Source organism: Pseudomonas aphyarum, from assembly GCF_028657055.1.
GTDB lineage: Bacteria > Pseudomonadota > Gammaproteobacteria > Pseudomonadales > Pseudomonadaceae > Aquipseudomonas > Aquipseudomonas aphyarum.
In genome coordinates this window covers 110,564-126,011 of record NZ_JAMDGS010000019.1, presented here as the reverse complement: position 1 = coordinate 126,011, position 15,448 = coordinate 110,564, and the positions used below count along the sequence as shown (strand labels likewise).

Sequence of the window (15,448 nt, the reverse complement as noted above, 5' to 3'; positions counted from 1 at the left end):
CTTTTCGCGACTCGTCCGGTGAGTGGATAGACCTTTCAATTCCACGCCCCCGACAGGAACACCGAATGACCGCAATGCCATCGCCCCGTCCCGCCACGTTTGCGCTCAAGGCCCTGAACCTGAGCCTGGCCCTGGCCTTCAGCGCACTGCTGCCGACCGCCGCCCACGCCGCCGACAGCGTCAGTGAAAGCGCCAGCCGCGCCGTCAACATCGGCCCCGGCCTGCTCAGCCATGTGCTGGCGCAATTTGCGGTCAGCGTCGGCGTGCCGCTGTCGTTCGATCCGGCGCAACTGGGCAATCGCCAGAGCCCCGGCCTGCAAGGCAGTTACACCGCGCAGAGCGGTTTTGCCCGGTTACTGGAAGGCAGCGGTTTCGAGCTGATCAGCACCGGCCACAACGGTTACACCGTGGCCCCGAAAGTCGCGGCGGACGGCGCGCTGGAACTGGGCGCCACCAATGTCAGCGCCTTGCACGACGACAGCGGCGACACCTACGGCGGCGAACAGGTCGCCCGCCGCGCGCAGATCGGCATGCTCGGCAACCAGGCCGTCAACGACCTGCCCTTCAGTGTCACCAGCTACACCGCCAAAACCATGGCCGATCAGCAGGCCCAGACCGTCGGCGATGTGTTGCTCAACGACTCTTCGGTGCGCCAGTCCAACGGCTTCGGCAACTTCTCGCAGATGTTCATGATCCGTGGCCTGCCGCTGGCCTCCGATGACATTTCCTATAACGGCCTGTACGGCGTGCTGCCCCGGCAGATCATCGCCGTCGAAGCGCTGGATCGGGTGGAACTGTTCAAGGGTCCGAACGCATTCGTCAACGGCGTGACCCCGAGCGGCAGCGGCATCGGTGGCGGGATCAACCTGCAACCCAAACGCGCGATGGACACGCCAACGCGCAGCGTCACCCTCGATTACAGCGCCGACGGCCGGGTCGGCGGGCATCTGGATCTGGGCCAGCGCTTTGGCGAGGACAACCGCTTCGGCGCGCGGGTCAACCTGATGCAGCGCGAAGGCGACACCGCGGTCGATGACGAAGACCAGCGCTCGTCGCTGTTCAGCGTCGGCCTGGACTATCGCGGCGATCGCCTGCGGGTCTCGACCGATTTCGGCTATCAGAAGCAGGTCATCAATCAGGGCCGCTCGGTGATCTATGTCGATTCGAGCCTGACAAAAGCCCCCAAAGTGCCGCACGCCAATGCCAGCTACGCCCAGAGCTGGAGCTACTCGCAACTCGAAGACACCTTCGGCATGGCCCGCGCCGAATACGACCTGAACGACAACTGGACGGCCTACGTGTCCGGCGGCGCCAAGCACACCCGCGAGAACGGCGTGTACTCGTCGCTGACCGTCACCGACCTCAACGGCAACGCCCGTGGCGGCATGCTCTATTCGCCCCACGACGAAGACAACCAGAGCGCCATGGCCGGGCTCAACGGCCGCTTCGACACCGGCCCCGTCACGCACCAGTTGAACCTCGGCTGGGCGGGCATCTGGGGCGAGCAGCGCTCGGCGTTCGAAACCGTCGGCGCCGCCGGGCGCTACAGCACCAACCTGTACAACGTCACCGAAAAGCCGCGCCCGGCGCCTACCTCGTTTGCCAGCGACATCAACGATCCGCGCATCACCGGCAAGAACATCCTGCGCAGCGAGGCGATTTCCGACACCCTCGGCTTCGTCGATGACCGCATCCTGCTGACCCTCGGCGTGCGTCGCCAGGAACTGAAAGTCGACGGCTGGAGCACCGCCACCGGCGCCCGCACTTCAAGTTATGAAGAGTCGATCACCACCCCGGTCTACGGTCTGGTGATCAAGCCGTGGGAACACGTGTCGTTCTACGCCAACCGCATCGAAGGCCTGGCCAAGGGCCCGACGCCGCCGACCACGGCGATCAACCGCGACGAAACCTTCGCCCCGGTGCGCAGCAAGCAGATCGAAGCCGGCGTGCGCCTGGACATGGGCAGCTACGGCGCCAACCTCGGGGTCTATCGCATCGAGCAACCGTCGAGCTACACCCAGGACGGAATCTTCCGGGTCGACGGCCAGCAGACCAACAAAGGCGTGGAGCTCAACGTCTACGGTGAACCGCTCGACGGCCTGCGCCTGCTCAGCGGCGCAACGCTGATGAAGACTGAACTGGAAGGCAGCAGCAACGGCGTGAATGACGGCAACCGCGCCGTCGGGGTGCCGCGCTTCCAGTTCAACCTTGGCGCGGACTGGGACATTCCAGGCCTCGAAGGCGCCGCCCTCAGCGCGCGCATGCTGCGCACCGGCGGCCAGTACCTGAACGCGGCCAACACCCAGAGCATTCCGGCGTGGAACCGCTTCGACCTCGGCTCGCGCTACGCCTTCAAACTGGATGAAAAGCAGATCACCCTGCGGGCCAATCTGGAGAACGTCGCCAACGAAGCCTATTGGGCCTCGGCCAACGGCGGTTACCTGACCCAGGGCACGCCGCGCACGCTGAAGGTGTCGGCGACCGTGGATTTCTGACCGCTCGTCATCCGGCCGGCACCAAGGGTTCGGCGCGTCAGACCAATATCAGGTAGATCCCCTTTCCGGAGACAGACCATGATGACGCGCAAACTCACCTCGCTGTTGCTGATCGGCCTGCTGGCCGGCGGCTCGGCCGCCACGTTCGCCGCCAACGACGGCGCCGATGCCACGGGCACCAAATCCGGTTCCACCAGTGGTTCGCAGATGCCACCGGACAACACGCCAGGCTCGCCGTCCGGTGGCAGCGGTGCGGGTGGCGGCACCGGCACCAACGGCGGCGCCAGCGGTTCGGGCTCGGGAGCGGGAGGTGGCACCGGTTCGGCCGGTGGCGGCACGGGCGGTGCCGGCGGTGGCACTGGCGGCTGAACGAACAAGAGCAGGTCATGGTGAAGACCATGGCCTGTGTCTGAACCCGACCGCGCTTTTTGTCAGCGATCCGAGCGCAGCAATTCGCCGAGGCCGACGTCCATTGACAACACGGCCGCGCGATTGCGGCCGGCGTTCTTGGCCTGATACAGCGCCGCGTCCGCGCGCTGAATGAACAGCTCGGGGCTGTCGTTGCCCAGCGGAATAAACGAATAGCAGCCCAGGCTCACCGTCAGATAACCGGTGGGAGAGCCGCTGTGGGTGATGTGTTTGTCCATGACGCTGCGGCGAATCTGCCCGGCAATCGCCAGCGCGCCGTTGATGTCGGTGTCCGGCAGCAACACCGCGAACTCCTCACCGCCATAGCGCACCGCCAGATCGGATTTGCGCTGGCAGCAGTTTTTCACCACCTGCGCGACCTGCGTCAGGCAATGGTCGCCGGCCACATGGCCGTAGGCATCGTTGTAGCGTTTGAAGAAATCGATATCGAGCATGATCAGGCTGACCGGGCTCGACTGCCGCGCGCCCCGGGCAAACTCCACTTCCAGCGAACGCTCGAACAGGCGCCGGTTGGCCAACCCGGTCAGGCTGTCGTGAGTCGCGATCTGCTCCAGCGCCCGCTGGGCCTTGCGCAGGTTTTTCTCGATCCGCTCGCCATCGCGCACCTGATGAATGAACACCCAGCCGAACAGCCCCACGCCGAGCATCACCAGCGCCACGATCACGCTGGACTGGAACGCCCGGTCATGCCAGCCCTGAAGAATCGTGTCCCGCGATGAAGAGGCGGACACCACCAGCGGATAACTTTCCAACTGCCGGTAACCGTAAAGACGCGTCACGCCGTCGACCACCGAATCGATCATCGCTGTGCCGGCGGAGGCGTTGGGCAGCAGCTTCTGATAGATCTCGCCCTTGGCCAGCGAGGTGCCGATCAGGGCCTCGTCGAACGGCCGCCGGGCGAGCAAGGTGCCGTCGGTCAGGCCAAGGAACATGGTGCCGTTGTCGTCCAGGCTGAAGCTTTTGAAGAACTTGTCGAAGTACGACATCTTGATCCCGGCCAGCAACACGCCCTGGAAATTGCCCGCGCGGTCGTTGACCCGTTTCGAGATCGGGATGATCCACTCGCCGTTCTCGCGGCTGCGGATCGCCGGGCCGATGTGCGCCACACCCGACACGTTCTGCTGGTGAAACTTGAAGTACTCGCGATCCGCCACGCCATTGCCGCGCGGCAGATCCGGGAACGAGGTAATCACCCACTGCCCTTCGCGATCGAACAGGAACATGCCGTGCAACTGCTCGAGTTGTTGCACCCGCCGCGCGAAGGTTCTCTGCAATCGCGGCTTCTGCGCCGCACCGTAGCCATCTTCCTGAACCCAGTCGACCAGGCTGGTCATCACCAGATCCGCAGCCAGAAAGGTGTCTTCAGCCTGCTGCGCCATCGCCCGGGTCAGGTTGGCCGAAGAGACTTGCGCGCTCGCCAGATCCTGGCGCCGCGACTGTTCGATCTGCAAATACAGCAGACCGGACAGGCACAGACACACGGCAACGATGAACAACACCGCCGCTTTGCGCAGGGGCAAACGCTTGAGGGTGCCGCCGGGGGCCTGATGCGGATCGTGAATGGGGATAGGCAAAAGCGTGTCCTGGGCAGGTACGACAGGGGCAAAGGCCCGAAACCCTTGTTTTTTGTGAGCGTAGCCCACCGGATTGTGTGGGGCAACCAAGTGCCACCGCGACAATCCCGACCCTGTTGCTATCGGCGCGCAGGCCAATTGGATGACCTGCGACACAAATTATTTTTACCTGCCCGTTTTTGCCTGCATCAACCCTGACGGGCCAACCGCCGCATCGCACTGTGCAGATGCGCCCGCGCACTTTCCGGATCGCCCTCGCGCATCTGCTCGTACGCCCGTTGCGCAACCGCGTGCGGCACCGATTTCAACACCCGTTGCGTGGCCATCGCCAGCAGTTGCACTTGCGCGGCACGCTCCAGGTAATACAGGTCGTCCCAGGCCTCGGCGATGGTCGGCGCCGCGACAATCACCCCGTGATTCTTCAGGAACAGAATGTCGGCGTCGCCCATGACCCCGGCAATCCGGTCGCCTTCACGCTCATCCAGCGCCAGCCCGTTGTAATGCTCGTCCACCGCCGTGCGCCCGTAGAACTTCAGCGCGGTCTGGCTCAGCCACAACAGCGGTGGTCCCTCCAGCAGGCACAACGCCGTCGCGTTCGGCATGTGCGTGTGAAATGCGACTTTTACCCGAGGCAGCCGCTGGTGCAGGCGTGCGTGAATATAGAAAGCAGTGGCCTCCGGCTGACCCTCGCCGTCCACCACGTTGCCGTCGAAGTCGCAGACCAGCAGGTTGTGCGCCGTCACTTCGGAAAACGCATAGCCGTAGGGATTTACCAGAAACAGGTCAGCGTGCCCCGGCAACATCGCCGAAAAGTGATTGCAGATCCCCTCCTCCAGCCCGTGCAGCGCCGCCAGTTGAAAGCACGCCGCCAGTTCGTGACGGGCAGTGATGATGGCTTCGCTGTCGAGGTTCAACGACCCGGAACGCGCGGGTCGGGCGCTGCCGGTCAGGGTGTGGGCCATGGCGAAACTCCTCTATTACCAGCCAAGGGACGCGAACAGCGGCAGCACTTCGTCCAGCGTGTTGAGGATCGCGTCGGGCCGATAGTCCGGCAGCAACTGACGACCGGTGCCACGGTCGATCCATACACAGCGAAAATGCATGTCGCGGGCCGCCGTGTGGTCGAGCATCGGGCTGGCGCAGATGTGCACCACCTGATCGCGGCTGACGCCCAATTGCTCATGAGCGTAGTCGAACAGCCTCGGCGCCGGTTTGTAGGCGCCGGCCTGTTGCGCGGTGATCACCCGGTCGATGTGGCCGCCGAGTTGAGCGACGTTGCCGGCGATGATGTCGTCATCGGTGTTGGAGACGATGCACAGCTTGAAACCCTTGGCCTTGAGCTGCGCGAGGGTCTCGACGACTTCGGGGAACGGCGGCATCTGCGGGATCGCAGCGGCCAGGCGCTGACTGTCTTGACTGGCACTCGCCAGGCCCAGTTCCTCAAGGGCCAGTTGCAGGCCGAGGGTGCTCAGTTCGCGAAACGAGCGATGCGGCGGCGTCTGTTCCAGGCGATGTTCGTGGCGATCGTAGACCTCGATCAGGCGCCCGGCGTCGACCCGGTGTTCGCCCTTCTCGCTGAGGATCCGCTCGGCCACGGCGCGCAGGCCTTCGTCCCATTGAATCAAGGTGCCGTAGCAATCGAAGGTCAGCCATTGCGGGCGCGGTGTGTTGATCAAGGTCATGGGGGCATTCCTCTGCAAGTGAGGGCTTCAGCTTATGAACTCGGGGTGATAGTGTGAAATTAAATAAATAGACGACAGTCAGTTGCTAAACAAATATCGAGACCGCCGCCATGCTGGATCTGGAACTGCTGAAAACCTTCGTCTGCGTGGTCGATGAAGGCAGCTTCACCCGCGCCGCCGAACGCGTCCACCGTACCCAATCCACGGTCAGCCAACAGGTGCGCAAACTCGAAGACCTGGTCGGCCACGCCCTGCTGTTGCGCGACCGCACCGGCCTGAACGTCAGCGTCACCGAGCACGGCGAACTGCTGATCCACTACGCCCGCCGCCTGCTGGCCTTGTCGGCCGAAGCCAGCGAAGCCCTGGCCAGTGATCTGGATCTGGAAATCCTGCGCATCGGCATGCCGGAAGACTTCGACGCCCGACGCATGGCGCTGATCCTCGCCGGCTTCACCCGCAGCCACCCGCAAGCGCGGCTGGAAACCGTCAGCGGCATGAGCCTCGACCTGCGCCAACGCCTCGACAGCGGCGAAATCGACATCGCCCTGATCAAACGCGAACCCGACAGCGGCCCTGCCTGGGCGACTTGGCCGGAGCGACTGATGTGGGTCAAAGGCGTGGATTTCGATGCCTCCAGTGGCGTATTGCCGCTGGCGCTGTTTCCACAGGGCTGCCTCTACCGACAACGGGCGATCCGCCTGCTCGACGTGGCGCAACGCCCCTGGCGCGTGGCCTTCGGCAGCCATAGCCTGACCGGCATTCAAGCGGCGGTGGCCTCCGGGCTTGGGGTTTCGGTGCTGCCGGCGTCGGCAGTGCTGCCGGAGCATCGGGTGTGCACGGACTTGCCGCCGCTGCCGCCGACGGAGCTGGCGCTGGTCAGTCGCGAGGGGGTGTTGAGTGGATTGCAGCGGGGGTTGGTGGAGTTTCTGCGGGGGGAATTGGGGGTTGATGCGGGGGGATTTGCTTGATCCCCCCGATGGGCGCTGAGCTCAGGGCTTGTTGACTTCGCGCAGCAGGTCTGCGACCGGGAGGTTCATGGTGTTTGAGTAGTAGGGTTTGTAGCCGTAAGCGGTGACGACGACTTTGCAGGGGATTTGTTGTTTGCCTGAGAGGAGTTGGTTGATTTCTGCCACTGACAAGTATCTTTCCGAGCTTCGGTTGCTAGAGGTCTCGGAAATGAAAGCATGGGTCAGATAAGAGTATCCCGCCGGGGCTCCGTCTCTTTTATCCGGCGATATCAATCCAAACGCTGAAAACCGAATGGCTTTACCAACCGAGAAATCCTGATCTTCAGCCAAAGCACAATGAAGCATGCCTGAAGCCATTCCTACCCTCTCTCCCCGACCAAAAAGATCCAAGACATCAACATTCGACTGATACCTGATTACATATAGAGACCTGTCTCTCTCAACAGACACGTAGCTCAAATTCGCCGGAGGCCATACATGGTCTTTTGCACAACCAGAACAAATCACGAAAAGCAGGCAAACGAACAGTCTATACATCAGGAAAATTCCTCCATGATCGAGTCAAACAGCAGATCACCAGCAGACTTGTTTCCCGCGATACGTGCGGTAAACAGACCCAAAGCGTTTGCATGATTGGTATCCACATTCACGTTCAGTGATGGGCCACAAGTGATAAGCCATTTTTCGCCAAAGTCGGCGACCCCATCTGAAGGGTCTCTGTTGCTAGGCGTTGCCTTGATATTGACCCAGTTGGCTGCAACCGGATCAGGACGGTCAAAATAAATATCTGAGCCCAACCAGACCAAAGCGCCCTCACCCACCGGATCAAGGGTAACCAGCATCTGAACCCGGTATCCCCATTCGGACATGATCTTCGTCAGGTGCGCGCCATTCCAACCACCGAGGCTGTGACCGACGATATATACGGGGCAGCTTTTGTAAGGGATCAGGCTTAGAACATACCGCTGAATATCTTTCTTTCCTTTGACTTCGTTGTACCCCAACCAATCCGATTTATATTTCCCCTCCGTTGCCAAATCCTGAACGCGCTGATCGAAGTACTTACGTGCTTCTTGAATGTTTCCATACGGCCCTGAAAAGTAATAGCTCTCCTTATCCCCAGCGCCTCCCACAAACACAACAACCGCCTTGGTACTCTCCACCGGCACAGCCTTCACACTGACATCCTTCTTGTCCGTCAGCGCATGTTCCTTGTGCAGCTTGTAATTGTTGCCTTTCTCGCACGTAACCGTTTCCGCACCCATGCTTCATTCCTCCAGAAACAGTTTGATTGTTTCAGGAAGATGCGAACTGATCGTGTGCGTAAAACCGGCGGAGTCAGACACGCCATGCTCCATCCGACCGTCCGCGCGCTGAATCATGTACGGATGATTCGGCATCGGTTCGCCGGTCGTGTCATTCACCAACTGCAATTTGTCAGTGAAATGCACCGGCATTGGCAGCAGGCCGCTGAAGGGAGCGTTCACCACGGTATCGCCGATGATGACGGTACCGGAACCGCCCACCACCACATTCCCGTGACCACCGGTGCTGTCCAGGGTTGCGGCGTTCAGGCCATTGATAAAAACCGTCGAGGCAACGCCACCGGTAATCGGACTGCCGCACGCCGACTTGTCCGTCATTCGTGCAGCAGGCAGCCCGTCGAAATTCACATTCGGCGAACCACTGACAATCGGGTTGGTGCCATGCCCCGGCAACGGGCAGGCGGTCGGGTCGGTCACTCGGGCAGCGGGTTTTCCGCTCATGAAAGCTCCTTGCGGTGTCGCGTCATCATCCATTGGCGCGCAAGCATGAACAAAGTTGCGGCGTTGTTCAAACCCGCACACAAAAAAACAGGCGCCTGAAAAGGCGCCTGTTTTTGTGGGCGGTAACCGCTCCGGTCAGCGCGACGGCGGCACTCGAATATCCCCCGCCCGGCACTGGGTTTTCACGCCCTTGCCGCAGGCGCCGAATTGCAGGTTCTTGCCCATGCACACGCGCACTTCCGAGAGTTCCGGGCCGTTGCAGATCACGGCGATGCCGTCTGACGGGATGCCCGGATTGCTCCTGCGGAACAGGTCGGCAATTTCCTGCGCTTCAAAGTAATAAGAGCTACTGAACGGTTGCAGCTCTTCCGGGATTTTCACCGCGGCCACGGCTTTGTCCGCTTCGTCCAGATAGCCCATCGCGCCGAGGCCGCTGCAGGTGCCGTGCTTGCTCCATTCGTGATCAAGGAGTTTTTTGGTCGGGAACAGCGTCAGTCCTTTGGCCGTTTCGGCAGCCGACAGGTTGGTCAGCGGCGGGCAGGATTCCGGCCAGCCGCCCTTGGCGTATTGCGGCCACAGGCCATGCAGGACAAAACCGTAGCCCTTGCCGGTGCATTGAGGGTCGTCCTTGTGGGTCAGGCAAAAGGTCGGCGACCAGGACAACGTCAGCAGGTAGTAATCGAATACCCCCGCCACCGATTCCGCCTTGCTGGCAGACGACTGGCGTGCCGAACTCAGGCCGATGCTACCGACCGTCAGCGCAATCAGCGCCATAATTGTAAAAAGCTTTTTCATGTTCCCGCTCCTTGGGACGCGTGCGTCCGTGGTTTCTATGGTCTGACCGTCACCTGGTCAGGCGTTGATTGAGTCATGCCCGTGTTGCAAGCGCATGACGCAGGGCAAAACCTGCATTACTTTGAAAGGACTACGATGAAGTTGAAATCACCACAGGGAACCGACATGAGTAAAGCAGACGAACTCGCCGCGAAACTCAAACAAACACGGCACACCCATGCTGACGAAATCACCTGCGCCGAACTGGAGATCGATTGCTGGCCGGCTCAGGTCTACGCCTTGTATCACCGAATCGAATGCTGGTTGCAACCGGTCACCGAAGTCGGCTTGAAGATTCGGCGAAATCCTACCCATGTTTGCGAAAGTTCACCGGATGGCGAGTCCCACGACTACGCCATCGACCAGTTGATCATCGAAGCCAACCACCACAGCCTGACATTCGACCCCATCGCCCGTTTCACCGAGGACGGCTCGGGGCGTGTGCAAATCGTCCTGCCGGGGCGCGAAGCATCGCTGCTGCGCACGGTCGATGAACATGGCGAAAGCCATTGGTGGTTGCAGACGCTTGAGACCGGGCAACAGCTGGATGCGATTGCGTTGACGGAAAACAACCTGTTGTTGGTGGTCCAGGAAGGACTCGGTTTGTAGGCCGAACCTGACACAACTGTAATCCGCCCCTCAGCCAGCTGAAAGCTGCCGCTGGTTAGCCTCCCCGTCATTGGTCAAACGGGGACTTCCAGCGCATGCCTTCCACCACCTCAAGACGCACCTTCGTCAAAGGCCTCGCCGCCAGCGGTCTGCTCGGCGGCCTCGGCCTGTGGCGCACGCCGGTCTGGGCCTTGAACAGCCCCGGCCAAGTGAACGAGTTAAGCGGCACCGACTTCGAGCTGTTCATCGGCGAAACACCGGTCAACTTCACCGGCCAACCTCGCACGGCACTGACCATCAACGGCAGCCTGCCCGGCCCGCTACTGCGCTGGCGCGAAGGCGACACCGTGACGCTGCGGGTGCGCAACCGGCTCAAGGACAGCACGTCGATCCACTGGCACGGCATTCTGCTGCCGGCCAACATGGACGGCGTGCCGGGGCTGAGTTTCAAGGGCATCGAGCCGGGTGGCGTTTACGTCTATCAGTTCAAGGTTCGCCAGCACGGCACCTACTGGTATCACAGCCATTCCGGGTTGCAGGAACAGGACGGCGTCTACGGGCCGCTGGTGATCGATGCCCGGGAACCGGAGCCGTTCCAGTACGACCGCGACTACGTGGTGATGCTCAGCGACTGGTCCGACGAAGACCCGGCCAGCCTGATGAAGACCCTGAAAAAACAGTCCGACTACTACAACTTCCACAAACGCACCGTCGGCGACTTCATCCACGACGTCGGCGAAAAAGGCTGGGGCGCCACCGTCGCCGATCGCACGATGTGGGCGCAGATGAAGATGAATCCCACCGACATCGCCGACGTCAGCGGCGCCACGTACACCTTCCTGATGAACGGCCACGCGCCGGATAACAACTGGACCGGCCTGTTCCGCCCCGGCGAAAAGCTGCGTCTGCGGCTGATCAACGGTTCGGCCATGACCTACTTCGACGTGCGCATTCCCGGCTTGAAAATGACCGTGGTCGCCGCTGACGGCCTGCACGTCAAACCGGTCAGCGTCGACGAGTTGCGCATCGCCGTGGCGGAAACCTACGACGTGATCGTCGAGCCCGCCGCTGACGCCTACACACTGTTCGCCCAGGCCATGGACCGCACCGGTTACGCCCGAGGTACCCTCGCCACCCGCGCCGGTTTGTCAGCCCCGGTGCCGGCTCTGGATCCGCGCCCGCTGGTGACCATGGACGACATGGGTATGGGCGGCATGGGCTCTGGTGGAATGAATCATGGTTCCATGGACATGAGCAGCATGGATCACTCGAGCATGAACATGGGCCCGATGCAGTCGCACCCCGACAGCGAAAAGGACAACCCGCTGGTGGACATGCAAGCCATGACCACCGCCGCGAAACTCGATGACCCTGGCCTCGGCCTGCGCAATAACGGTCGCCGGGTGCTGACCTACGCCGACCTGCGCAGCACTTTCGAAGACCCGGACGGCCGCGACCCGAGCCGCACCATCGAACTGCACCTCACCGGTCACATGGAGAAATTCGCCTGGTCGTTCAACGGCATCAAGTTCTCCGACGCCGAGCCGCTGCTGTTGAAGTACGGCGAGCGGATCCGCCTGGTGCTGGTCAACGACACGATGATGACCCACCCCATCCACCTGCACGGCATGTGGAGCGATCTGGAAGACGAAAACGGCGACTTCCAGGTGCGCAAACACACCATCGACATGCCGCCCGGCACCCGTCGCAGCTACCGCGTGACTGCCGATGCGCTCGGCCGTTGGGCCTATCACTGCCATCTCCTGTACCACATGGAAATGGGCATGTTCCGCGAAGTGCGGGTGGAAGAATGAGGACGCCGACCATGATCCGATTTGCCGCGTTTTCGTTGTCACTTCTGTCGATGGCCCCGGCATTCGCCGCCAGCGACATGCAGGGCATGGATCACAGCCAGATGGGCGATCTGCAAAGCATGGACGACGGCATGATGCAGCCCGCCGCGCCGACCGAAAGCCGCACACCGATCCCGGCGCTGACTGACGCCGACCGCGCCGCCGTGTTCACCAGTCACGCAGGGCATCAGGTGCACGACAGCGCCATCAACACTTACTTCCTCGCCGACAAACTCGAATGGCAGGACGCCGACGACGCCAGCACGCTGGCCTGGGATTTGTCCGGCTGGATCGGCGGCGACATCGATCGGCTGTGGCTGCGCTCCGAAGGCGAACGCAGCAACGGCAAGACCGAAGACGCGGAAATCCAGGCGCTGTGGGGTCACGCGATTTCGCCGTGGTGGGACGTGGTCAGCGGCGTGCGCCAGGACTTCAAACCCGGCGCTCCGCAAACCTGGGCCGCGTTCGGCCTGCAAGGCATGGCGCTGTACAACTTCGAAGCCGAAGCCACGGCCTTCATCGGCGAAAACGGCCAGAGCGCGGTGCGGCTGGAGGGCGACTACGACATCCTGCTGACCAATCGACTGATCCTGCAGCCGACCGCCGAACTCAACGTCTACGGCAAAAACGACCCGCAACGCGGGATCGGGTCGGGCCTCGCGAACACCGAAGCCGGATTGCGACTGCGCTATGAAATCCGCCGCGAATTCGCGCCCTACATCGGCGTGACCTGGAACCGCACTTACGGCCACACCGCCGATTACGCACGGGAAGAAGGCGAGGATCGCAGCGAAGCGCGACTCGTCCTCGGCGTACGGCTGTGGTTCTGAATTCCATCAAAAACAACACCGAGGTCTTGCATGCGCACATTGAAAATCTCCCTCGTCATCGCCAGCGGTTTGCTCCTGAGCACACTGGCCCAGGCCCATCCGAAACTGCTGTCGTCGACTCCGGCCGAAGGTGCCGACGGCGCGGCGCCCGGCAAGATCGAGCTGCGTTTTTCGGAGGATCTGCTGACCCAGTTCTCCGGCGCCAAACTGGTGATGACCGAAATGCCCGGCATGGCCCACTCGCCCATGCCGATGAAAGCCAAAGTCAGCGCCGGCAGCGACCCAAAAACCATGCTCGTCACCCCGCTCTCGCCTCTGCCGGCCGGCACCTACAAGGTCGAATGGCGCGCGGTGTCGTCGGACACGCACCCGATCACCGGCAACGTCACGTTCAAAGTGAAATGAGTGATGGCTGAACTGATCAACATCCTCCTGCGTCTGGCGCTGTATGTGGATTTGCTGCTGTTGTTCGGCCTGGCGTTGTTCGGGCTGTACAGCGCTGACGCGGTGCTGCGGTTTCGGCCGATGCTGCGCGGGATGGCGTTGATCGGGGCACTGCTGTCAGTGGCGAGTCTGGTGCTGATGACCCGCGCCATGAGTGGCGAAACGGAGTTCGCGGCGCTGTGGCCGCACCTGCAAATGATGGTGCTGGAAACCGACGTCGGGCTGGCGTGGACGCTGCGGATGATTGCGCTGATTGTCGTGATGATCTGGCCGGGATTTTGGCTGGCATCAATGGCCGGCGCCAACGCCCTCGCCTCCCTGGCCTGGAGCGGACACGGCGCGATGGATAACGCGTGGCATCTGCTCAGCGACATCCTGCACCTGCTCGCGGCGGGTGCGTGGCTGGGCGCCATGCTCGCGTTGATCTTGATGTCGCGGCTCGACGCACTGTGCAGCGAGGCGCGTATTCGATCGCTGGCGGATTCCGTCAAACGCTTCGAAGGCGTCGGCGCGGCGATTGTGCTCATCCTGTCGGTCACCGGCGTGGCGAATTACCTGTTCATCGTCGGCCCGACACTGGGCGAAATCCTGCTCGGCACCTACGGCATTCTGCTGGCGATCAAAGTTGTGTTGTTCGGGGGCATGCTGGTGCTGGCCGCGCTGAACCGCTTCCACCTCGGGCCGTTGCTCGAACAATCGTTGCGCGCCGGCCAGCATCAAGTGGCGGCAAACGCCTTGCGCCGCAGCGTGGCATTGGAGCTGGTGATTGCGTTGTTGATCGTGGCACTGGTGGCGTGGCTGGGCACGTTGAGCCCGGAGCCGGGATGACACCCGGCAAACGCATTCACTACACTGGCCCGCACTCCCACTGCACAAGCCCGATCTCCATGACAATTCCAAAAAGCACGATGATCTTCTGCGGCCTGCTGGCCATGGCCGGCGCCGCCCAGGCACAAGAGCCGACCTCGCACCTCGACACTGTTCAGCAACAAGGCCAGTTGCGCGTCTGCACCACCGGCGACTACAAACCCTACACCTTCAAACGCCCGGACGGCGGATTCGAAGGCATCGATATCGCCATGGCGCAATCCCTGGCCGACAGCCTCGGCGTCAAGATCGAATGGGTGCAGACCACCTGGAAAACCCTGATGCCGGACATGCAGGCCGGCAAATGCGACATCGGCGTCGGCGGCATCTCGGTGACCCTCGAACGCCAGAAAAAAGCCTTCTTCAGCAACACCCTCGACGTCGACGGCAAGATCCCGCTGGTGCGCTGCGCCGACCAGTCCAAATACCAGACCATCGACCAGATCAACCAGCCCAACGTGCGCCTGGTCGAACCCGCCGGCGGCACCAACGAAGCCTTCGTCCACGCCTTCCTGCCCAAGGCGCAGCTTGCGTTGCACGACAACGTGACCATCTTCGAACAACTGCTCGACAACAAGGCCGACGTGATGATCACCGACGCCTCAGAAGCCCTCTACCAACAGAAACTCAAACCCGGCCTGTGCGCCGTCAACCCGAGCCAGTTCATGCAATACGGCGAAAAAGCCTACCTGCTGCCGCGCGACGACATCAGCTGGAAACTCTACGTCGACCAGTGGTTGCACCTGAGCAAAGTCACCGGCAAATACCAGAAAGTCCTGAGCGAATGGATCGCCGTACCAACGGTTCAGTAAACCTCAGTCGTCATGCATCAGGCCGGAGCTGTACTGGTTGAAACTGTTACCGATATTGCTCCCGCCAAACTTCAACGTATTCACATTACGCGCCTGCGGCGACTGACAGTCGCTGGAGAAACAACTGGTGGTGGTCAAGCCACCGGAACCGGAACAGGCGCTTAAAACCGAGACGGTTGCGACGATCAACAGCGCTTTGAGTGGATTGTTCATGGTGTGTGGCGCTCGGGTGGGATCGGGATCTTGTAGAGGGATCGTAGGCCTGCGCGGGTGGTGGGAAGATGA

At 61.8% G+C, this 15,448-nt stretch carries 17 protein-coding genes; 9 read left to right on the top strand and 8 right to left on the bottom strand.

Annotation, left to right across the window (positions count from 1 at the left end; translation table 11 throughout):
* The first annotated feature begins 65 nt into the window (after positions 1 to 65).
* Both M5G18_RS27290 and M5G18_RS27285 read left to right on the top strand, forming a co-directional pair.
* Positions 66 to 2,495: a TonB-dependent receptor gene (locus tag M5G18_RS27290; protein WP_273900261.1), complete on the top strand. Its 2,430-nt coding sequence runs from the start codon at positions 66 to 68 to the stop codon at positions 2,493 to 2,495.
* 78 nt (positions 2,496 to 2,573) lie between these two features.
* Positions 2,574 to 2,864, top strand: coding sequence for a hypothetical protein (locus M5G18_RS27285; RefSeq protein WP_273900262.1), 291 nt, complete (start codon positions 2,574 to 2,576; stop codon positions 2,862 to 2,864).
* A 62-nt stretch (positions 2,865 to 2,926) separates the two neighbouring features.
* Here M5G18_RS27285 and M5G18_RS27280 read toward each other — a convergent pair whose 3' ends face one another.
* The 3 genes from M5G18_RS27280 to M5G18_RS27270 form a co-directional block, all read right to left on the bottom strand.
* Positions 2,927 to 4,498: a sensor domain-containing diguanylate cyclase gene (locus M5G18_RS27280; protein WP_273900263.1), complete on the bottom strand. Its 1,572-nt coding sequence runs from the start codon at positions 4,496 to 4,498 to the stop codon at positions 2,927 to 2,929.
* A 188-nt stretch (positions 4,499 to 4,686) separates the two neighbouring features.
* Positions 4,687 to 5,460: an aldolase gene (locus M5G18_RS27275; protein WP_273900264.1), complete on the bottom strand. Its 774-nt coding sequence runs from the start codon at positions 5,458 to 5,460 to the stop codon at positions 4,687 to 4,689.
* Positions 5,461 to 5,475: 15 nt separating this feature from the next.
* A complete protein-coding gene (locus M5G18_RS27270) occupies positions 5,476 to 6,180 on the bottom strand; it encodes a haloacid dehalogenase type II (protein WP_273900265.1) in 705 nt (234 codons plus the stop codon).
* Positions 6,181 to 6,290: 110 nt separating this feature from the next.
* Between M5G18_RS27270 and M5G18_RS27265 the strand changes: the two genes are divergently transcribed.
* Entirely contained in the window at positions 6,291 to 7,148 is an 858-nt protein-coding gene (locus M5G18_RS27265) for a LysR substrate-binding domain-containing protein (protein WP_273900266.1), read from the top strand.
* A 21-nt stretch (positions 7,149 to 7,169) separates the two neighbouring features.
* Here M5G18_RS27265 and M5G18_RS27260 read toward each other — a convergent pair whose 3' ends face one another.
* The 4 genes from M5G18_RS27260 to M5G18_RS27245 form a co-directional block, all read right to left on the bottom strand.
* Positions 7,170 to 7,505: a hypothetical protein gene (locus tag M5G18_RS27260; protein ID WP_007955877.1), complete on the bottom strand. Its 336-nt coding sequence runs from the start codon at positions 7,503 to 7,505 to the stop codon at positions 7,170 to 7,172.
* Positions 7,506 to 7,684: 179 nt separating this feature from the next.
* Positions 7,685 to 8,413: an alpha/beta fold hydrolase gene (locus M5G18_RS27255; protein WP_273900267.1), complete on the bottom strand. Its 729-nt coding sequence runs from the start codon at positions 8,411 to 8,413 to the stop codon at positions 7,685 to 7,687.
* A 3-nt stretch (positions 8,414 to 8,416) separates the two neighbouring features.
* A complete protein-coding gene (locus M5G18_RS27250) occupies positions 8,417 to 8,914 on the bottom strand; it encodes a PAAR domain-containing protein (RefSeq protein ID WP_273900270.1) in 498 nt (165 codons plus the stop codon).
* A 135-nt stretch (positions 8,915 to 9,049) separates the two neighbouring features.
* Entirely contained in the window at positions 9,050 to 9,709 is a 660-nt protein-coding gene (locus M5G18_RS27245; protein WP_273900271.1) for a ribonuclease T2, read from the bottom strand.
* A gap of 165 nt (positions 9,710 to 9,874) precedes the next feature.
* Here M5G18_RS27245 and M5G18_RS27240 point away from each other — a divergent pair, with 165 nt between their 5' ends.
* The 6 genes from M5G18_RS27240 (at position 9,875) to M5G18_RS27215 (ending at position 15,163) form a co-directional block, all read left to right on the top strand.
* Positions 9,875 to 10,357, top strand: a complete 483-nt coding sequence (locus M5G18_RS27240; RefSeq protein WP_273900272.1) for a hypothetical protein — start codon at positions 9,875 to 9,877, stop codon at positions 10,355 to 10,357.
* A 95-nt stretch (positions 10,358 to 10,452) separates the two neighbouring features.
* Complete coding sequence (locus M5G18_RS27235) at positions 10,453 to 12,171, top strand: copper resistance system multicopper oxidase (RefSeq protein ID WP_273900273.1); 1,719 nt, start codon at positions 10,453 to 10,455, stop codon at positions 12,169 to 12,171.
* An 11-nt stretch (positions 12,172 to 12,182) separates the two neighbouring features.
* Positions 12,183 to 13,040 carry a copper resistance protein B gene (locus M5G18_RS27230; protein ID WP_273900274.1) on the top strand — a complete coding sequence of 286 codons (858 nt, stop codon included), beginning with the start codon at positions 12,183 to 12,185 and terminating at the stop codon, positions 13,038 to 13,040.
* A gap of 30 nt (positions 13,041 to 13,070) precedes the next feature.
* On the top strand, positions 13,071 to 13,445 hold the full coding sequence (copC, locus tag M5G18_RS27225; RefSeq protein WP_273900275.1) for a copper homeostasis periplasmic binding protein CopC: 375 nt from the start codon (positions 13,071 to 13,073) through the stop codon (positions 13,443 to 13,445).
* A gap of 3 nt (positions 13,446 to 13,448) precedes the next feature.
* Complete coding sequence (gene copD / locus M5G18_RS27220) at positions 13,449 to 14,312, top strand: copper homeostasis membrane protein CopD (protein WP_273900276.1); 864 nt, start codon at positions 13,449 to 13,451, stop codon at positions 14,310 to 14,312.
* 59 nt (positions 14,313 to 14,371) lie between these two features.
* Positions 14,372 to 15,163, top strand: a complete 792-nt coding sequence (locus M5G18_RS27215; protein WP_273900277.1) for a transporter substrate-binding domain-containing protein — start codon at positions 14,372 to 14,374, stop codon at positions 15,161 to 15,163.
* Between the two features lie 3 nt (positions 15,164 to 15,166).
* On the opposite strand, the gene M5G18_RS27210 is transcribed toward M5G18_RS27215, so the two are convergent.
* On the bottom strand, positions 15,167 to 15,376 hold the full coding sequence (locus M5G18_RS27210) for a hypothetical protein (RefSeq protein ID WP_085648165.1): 210 nt from the start codon (positions 15,374 to 15,376) through the stop codon (positions 15,167 to 15,169).
* Positions 15,377 to 15,448 lie beyond the last annotated feature (72 nt).

Bases quoted from the DNA above. Each gene is read 5' to 3' on its own strand.
- M5G18_RS27290 (WP_273900261.1), top strand. From the start codon at position 66: ATGACCGCAATGCCATCGCCCCGTCCCGCCACGTTTGCGCTCAAGGCC.
- M5G18_RS27285 (WP_273900262.1), top strand. From the start codon at position 2,574: ATGATGACGCGCAAACTCACCTCGCTGTTGCTGATCGGCCTGCTGGCC.
- M5G18_RS27275 (WP_273900264.1), bottom strand. From the start codon at position 5,460: ATGGCCCACACCCTGACCGGCAGCGCCCGACCCGCGCGTTCCGGGTCG.
- M5G18_RS27270 (WP_273900265.1), bottom strand. From the start codon at position 6,180: ATGACCTTGATCAACACACCGCGCCCGCAATGGCTGACCTTCGATTGC.
- M5G18_RS27265 (WP_273900266.1), top strand. From the start codon at position 6,291: ATGCTGGATCTGGAACTGCTGAAAACCTTCGTCTGCGTGGTCGATGAA.
- M5G18_RS27260 (WP_007955877.1), bottom strand. From the start codon at position 7,505: ATGGCTTCAGGCATGCTTCATTGTGCTTTGGCTGAAGATCAGGATTTC.
- M5G18_RS27255 (WP_273900267.1), bottom strand. From the start codon at position 8,413: ATGGGTGCGGAAACGGTTACGTGCGAGAAAGGCAACAATTACAAGCTG.
- M5G18_RS27250 (WP_273900270.1), bottom strand. From the start codon at position 8,914: ATGAGCGGAAAACCCGCTGCCCGAGTGACCGACCCGACCGCCTGCCCG.
- M5G18_RS27245 (WP_273900271.1), bottom strand. From the start codon at position 9,709: ATGAAAAAGCTTTTTACAATTATGGCGCTGATTGCGCTGACGGTCGGT.
- M5G18_RS27240 (WP_273900272.1), top strand. From the start codon at position 9,875: ATGAGTAAAGCAGACGAACTCGCCGCGAAACTCAAACAAACACGGCAC.
- M5G18_RS27235 (WP_273900273.1), top strand. From the start codon at position 10,453: ATGCCTTCCACCACCTCAAGACGCACCTTCGTCAAAGGCCTCGCCGCC.
- M5G18_RS27230 (WP_273900274.1), top strand. From the start codon at position 12,183: ATGATCCGATTTGCCGCGTTTTCGTTGTCACTTCTGTCGATGGCCCCG.
- copC (WP_273900275.1), top strand. From the start codon at position 13,071: ATGCGCACATTGAAAATCTCCCTCGTCATCGCCAGCGGTTTGCTCCTG.
- copD (WP_273900276.1), top strand. From the start codon at position 13,449: ATGGCTGAACTGATCAACATCCTCCTGCGTCTGGCGCTGTATGTGGAT.
- M5G18_RS27215 (WP_273900277.1), top strand. From the start codon at position 14,372: ATGACAATTCCAAAAAGCACGATGATCTTCTGCGGCCTGCTGGCCATG.
- M5G18_RS27210 (WP_085648165.1), bottom strand. From the start codon at position 15,376: ATGAACAATCCACTCAAAGCGCTGTTGATCGTCGCAACCGTCTCGGTT.